We start from the raw sequence: 4,320 nt of genomic DNA, 5'->3' as shown, positions 1-4,320 counted from the left end.
TTCAGTAACAATTTCGATGAGTCAATGCGACGGGAAAAACAATTGACGTTCAACATATGGTCGCAATTGGGGCATTTCGCATCCACTTTTCCGATGGCTTCTGGACCTGTTGGCTTCCCCGACCCCTTGGAAGTCGGCCTTGCTTTCGCAGTCGGCGTAGGCGTTTCGTCTAGCGGACGAGACTCCACAAGCGGACCGTCAGACTGGCTTGGGCTCGTGGAAACTCCGAAGATTCGCTTTAGAGCGTCAAACAAACCCATGATTCGGTCTCCTCGTTTTGCCTGCCAGTTTCATATCTTTTGGCTACCTTTTTCCAGGCCCCAGAAGCCTTGTAAGCCTTCTCTGTCTCTTGGGGGAGCCTGTCCGAGGGTTCTGTGAGTCCCTTTCTTTCATTCTGTCTCCTCAGAACTCTTCTTGCCTGTCCTCAGTGTGTCTTTCAGATACCATTTGTCTCGCGCCGGCCTTCTGGGCAGCCCGCGCCCCCAAGGACAACATCTCTCGAAGATCCATCCGTAACTCCTACGTTCTTCTTTGTGGACTGCCACCTACCCTTGGCAATCATATAGCTTCTCTTAGATGAGTAAACTGTTTTATTTCTACCCCACCCCCCGACTCACTATATCTGTACTGGACCTGAAGTACTGGCCGGAGTAGCGGGGCAAATCAACACTCTTCTTCTGTCTGTCGGGTCCGGTTCTTGAGTGATTAGACCGGCCGATTCCAGCATGGGGAGGACCTGTTGTCTTAGTTGCCAATCCGGCAGAGGCCGTCTGTAGACCTCACAGTGTTTCCGGATTATGTCCTGCCTCGTCAACCCGATCGCTTGAGGTATCTCCACAAACCCTTCGGTTACCCTTCCAGTCTTCTCATTCCAGGCTACAATGATGACTTCTTTATAGAGGCCGTAGACAAAGGGTGGCAAATCGAGTTCTTGACTCTCAGAGATCGTATCCCAGACCCTGAAAGCTTCCTCAACATCCTCATCAGTTGCCACAAGCGTTGAACCGTCCCTTTTCCTGTGGGATAGATTCAATAGGGCAATAGATTTGGTCAGTGACATAATGCGCCCTATGTCTCTGGTGTGCCTAGGCCGAAGTATCTTATTCATTGTGAAAAACATCCTCGTAATCTTCTCTGGCGAGTCTATCTCGATACCCTTCACACAGGCTTGTTTTATCGCCAGTATCCTTTGTTTGAGAAGGCTTCTCCCTGGGTTTTCGTCCAATTGTGCTTGATAAGCATCTGGGCCAGTTTCTTTCTTGATCTTCTCGTGGATTGCCTGTCTTATCTTCTCTTCATTCACTTCAGGGCTTAGCAGCAAGAATCGTGTGGCTTCCTGCTCATCAATTGTTAGGCCTGTGGTGCAGAATACTACTGCTGGATACCCTCTCAAGAAGACATTCTTGGTTTTAAGGCCATGTTTCTGGGTTTTGTCCGTAATCTTCAGAGTGAGTTCTTTCTTGTCGTGTGACAGTAGAGGCCGCAGGCGTTCTAAGAGCTGAGCATGCGGCTGGTCAAGGAAAATCAGAATTTTGCGGGAGAGGTCAACTATGTATCCCTTCCTTTCAGTGCTGTATTGTCCGACATCATGAAAGAAGGCCGTGGGGGAGCAGTAAGCCATTTCTTTGACATCTTCTTTTGGAAACAGGCGAGCGATTTCCAACGGAATATATGATTTTCCTGTGGAAGAAGGAGCAATAAAGCTGATGTTGAATTGAGAGTCTTCGGTGTAAGCAGAGAGCAAGCACAGGAAAGCTATCAGCTTGTTCGCTTCGTCCTTTTTGATTGTCAGTCCCAGAATCTCAATCAGGTCTTCGGATGAGATGGGCTCAAATTGACATGGATCTATTTTCTCTGGGATGCTTCTTTCAACCTCCTGTATTTTTCGCTCTAAGATTTGCTCATCACGTTTCATAGCCATACTTATTCTCCTGTGAGATACTTGACTGCCTCTTTGAATGAGTAACCGCGAAGGAGTCTTACAAAAGTGATGGCATCACCACCCTGGTTGCACCCGTAACACCAACATGAGTTTGTGTCCTGGTAAATGTAGAAAGATGGATGGCTCTCGTCGTGAAGCGGACAAAGCGTGACCAGAGCTCTACCACTCTTCCTGAACGGTCGGCCAAGCAAGCTCTCAATCGGAACTGCTAAGGCTCTCTTTATGTCTTCCTCCGTTATTCGTCCCTCGGGAATTCGACCTTTGTCAACCGATAGAAGCCTTCTCAGTCTCGCAATATGTCCTTCGACTCGGAGGAGTTCCTTTCCGTCCATAACCTTTATCCATTCCCGCCAGAAACACTGCTCCAACTCGCCTTTGATATAGTATTTGTTGAGCGTTAACTTAATTCGTATCCTCCGTATTATCTGGTTGCGCTGTTGCTCCCATTCTCTTATCTTCTCCGGGATAATGCCTTTTGCCTCGGGAAATATGTCCAAGAGTTCCCTATCCGTAAGCCTTGGCGACGAGTTCCGGCATAATGTTTCTAGCTCGCGATCCAGCCTACACGGGTCATCATAGAGTTCAATGCCAGTTTCTTCGTTACTCTGTGGCTTCGATATCGTCACGGTTCTCTCGTCTCTTCCTGGCGGTCAATTCTGGCCAGCAAATCGAAGTAGCCAACAAGTGTAGTGGCAATTTCAAAGACTTCGATACTGTTCACTTCCTGCCCATAATCCTCTTTCAAGATTCCTCTCAGTTCTTCAATCATCTGCTGGCTCAGTGCAGGCATATCTATTCTTCCCCGTAGAGCCGAGCTTTGATAGATCGCAGGTGTTCAAAATAAGCCAACGGTTCGACCTTCAATGCTCTTTTCCAGTAGGTCTCGACAGAAGCATCCAATGCCGGGGTTTTCTTGAATACGAAATAAGCCCTTCGGGGATTCTGAGGATTCTCTCGCTCTATCGCTTCCATCGGGAAAGAAAGTGAAAGGGCAACAGCCAGAGCGAGGTCGGCGGTGCGGTAGAAGGTCTCTTTGCTTTCTATGTGCGTACTTATCTTCATTGAAGTTTTGTCCCTCACTCACATATGGTGAAAATTCACCGAGGGACAGAAGAAGAACTCACAACTCGTTTATATGCTTAAAGTTAGGGAAATGTTGTTTTTGGAATTAACCGGTGAAAATTCACCGAGGGCAAAGACGGAGGGCTTACGAGTGCGAATGGAAGTTTTCTTCCGACACGGAGAGGAGGAAGACCTTCAGATCATTCTCGGAGTTATTCGCAAGGGTCTCTCTCTGGTACGAGTCTAAGCCTAATCCGGTAAGACCGCTCTTTCCAATAATCGTAAAACGGATCTTCTTTGATTCCAAAATATCGTTTGAGCCTCTTGGTGAGTTGCTGCTTTTGTTTCTTCAACTTCAGGTTTGCTGCCTTGTTTGCCCAGGATATCTCGCCGCCATTTTCTGCCAGCTCTCTCAAGAGCTCCCATTGACGATTTGGTGTCATGTCCTCGAACTTCTTCTTTCTCTTGTCTTGGAAACCCATCAGTTCGAAAGTCGCATGGTAATTCTTGCCACGTATTTGGAGGATCACTTCATGTCCATCGAGGAAGCGAATGGTTATCTCTTCCCATTTCAAGCCAGGTGGGAAAAGGTTGGGGGATATCCTGGCTCTCTCTGGTTTGTGTACGCCACACACATCTAGATACGCCTGGGCGCTAATCCACACATACTCTCCCACCATTTTAGCTGCCTGCCACTGCCTAGTGTATTTGGTTAAGCACTCCTGATAGAATTTCTTCTTGGATAGAATTTCTGGATCGGAAGGTGCAGTGTAGCTGGTAGGGTGGTCTGTTGGCTTTGTGGCCATCTTCATTCTCCTTTCTCATCCTTATCTCAGCTAGCTAGACTTGTCTTACTAGCCTTGTCGGGCTTTGCTCTGGGTGTGAGGGGAGCGTTGCCTTTCTCTTCACTCGCCAGGCAAAACAAAAGCGGAAGACACTTTGAAAGACGCAATCCTTCTACGTCCCGTTGGTCTCTTCCGCTGCCTCGAAGACAATTATTTCATACGCTCGAAGCATGTCAAGAGATTTTCGGCTGGGAGAAATAGTGAGGAGGGGTAGGGTTAGCAAGAAACAGTGAGCAGAGGGGTGGGGTAAGCAAGATATATGGTGAGTAGGACGCGGAGTAGAAAGTTCAGGCCATTCCAAGGAGTTTTTCTGACTGTTGCATTGCAAGGTCCGGAAAAGGTACTATGGTTATCCAATCGGCGGTTAGAAAGTCGTCAACGAGTCCCAGCAGCAGTCCTCAGGTACACGCCCGCCTGGCTAGTGCTGTGTCACATAAATTCGCGAACTTATTATGCGGTGCCCCAGCACTT

6 protein-coding genes are annotated in these 4,320 nt (G+C 48.1%); all 6 read right to left on the bottom strand.

The genetic code is table 11. The features are described from left to right. On the bottom strand, positions 1 to 260 hold a 260-nt coding region (locus QME66_12720; GenBank protein ID MDI6809819.1), incomplete at its 3' end, for a hypothetical protein. Between the two features lie 356 nt (positions 261 to 616). Next, a complete protein-coding gene (locus QME66_12715; GenBank protein ID MDI6809818.1) occupies positions 617 to 1,921 on the bottom strand; it encodes a hypothetical protein in 1,305 nt (434 codons plus the stop codon). Between the two features lie 2 nt (positions 1,922 to 1,923). Next, positions 1,924 to 2,439, bottom strand: coding sequence for a CHC2 zinc finger domain-containing protein (locus QME66_12710; protein MDI6809817.1), 516 nt, complete (start codon positions 2,437 to 2,439; stop codon positions 1,924 to 1,926). A 125-nt stretch (positions 2,440 to 2,564) separates the two neighbouring features. After that, entirely contained in the window at positions 2,565 to 2,732 is a 168-nt protein-coding gene (locus QME66_12705) for a hypothetical protein (GenBank protein ID MDI6809816.1), read from the bottom strand. Positions 2,733 to 2,734: 2 nt separating this feature from the next. Beyond that, positions 2,735 to 3,004 carry a DUF5659 domain-containing protein gene (locus QME66_12700; protein ID MDI6809815.1) on the bottom strand — a complete coding sequence of 90 codons (270 nt, stop codon included), beginning with the start codon at positions 3,002 to 3,004 and terminating at the stop codon, positions 2,735 to 2,737. Positions 3,005 to 3,216: 212 nt separating this feature from the next. Beyond that, complete coding sequence (locus tag QME66_12695; protein MDI6809814.1) at positions 3,217 to 3,810, bottom strand: hypothetical protein; 594 nt, start codon at positions 3,808 to 3,810, stop codon at positions 3,217 to 3,219. Positions 3,811 to 4,320 lie beyond the last annotated feature (510 nt).

The sequence above is a fragment of the Candidatus Eisenbacteria bacterium genome, assembly GCA_030017955.1.
Lineage (GTDB): Bacteria > Eisenbacteria > RBG-16-71-46 > JASEGR01 > JASEGR01 > JASEGR01.
The sequence above is the reverse complement of the archived record's forward strand: the minus strand, read 5'-3'. Positions and strand labels throughout refer to the sequence as shown.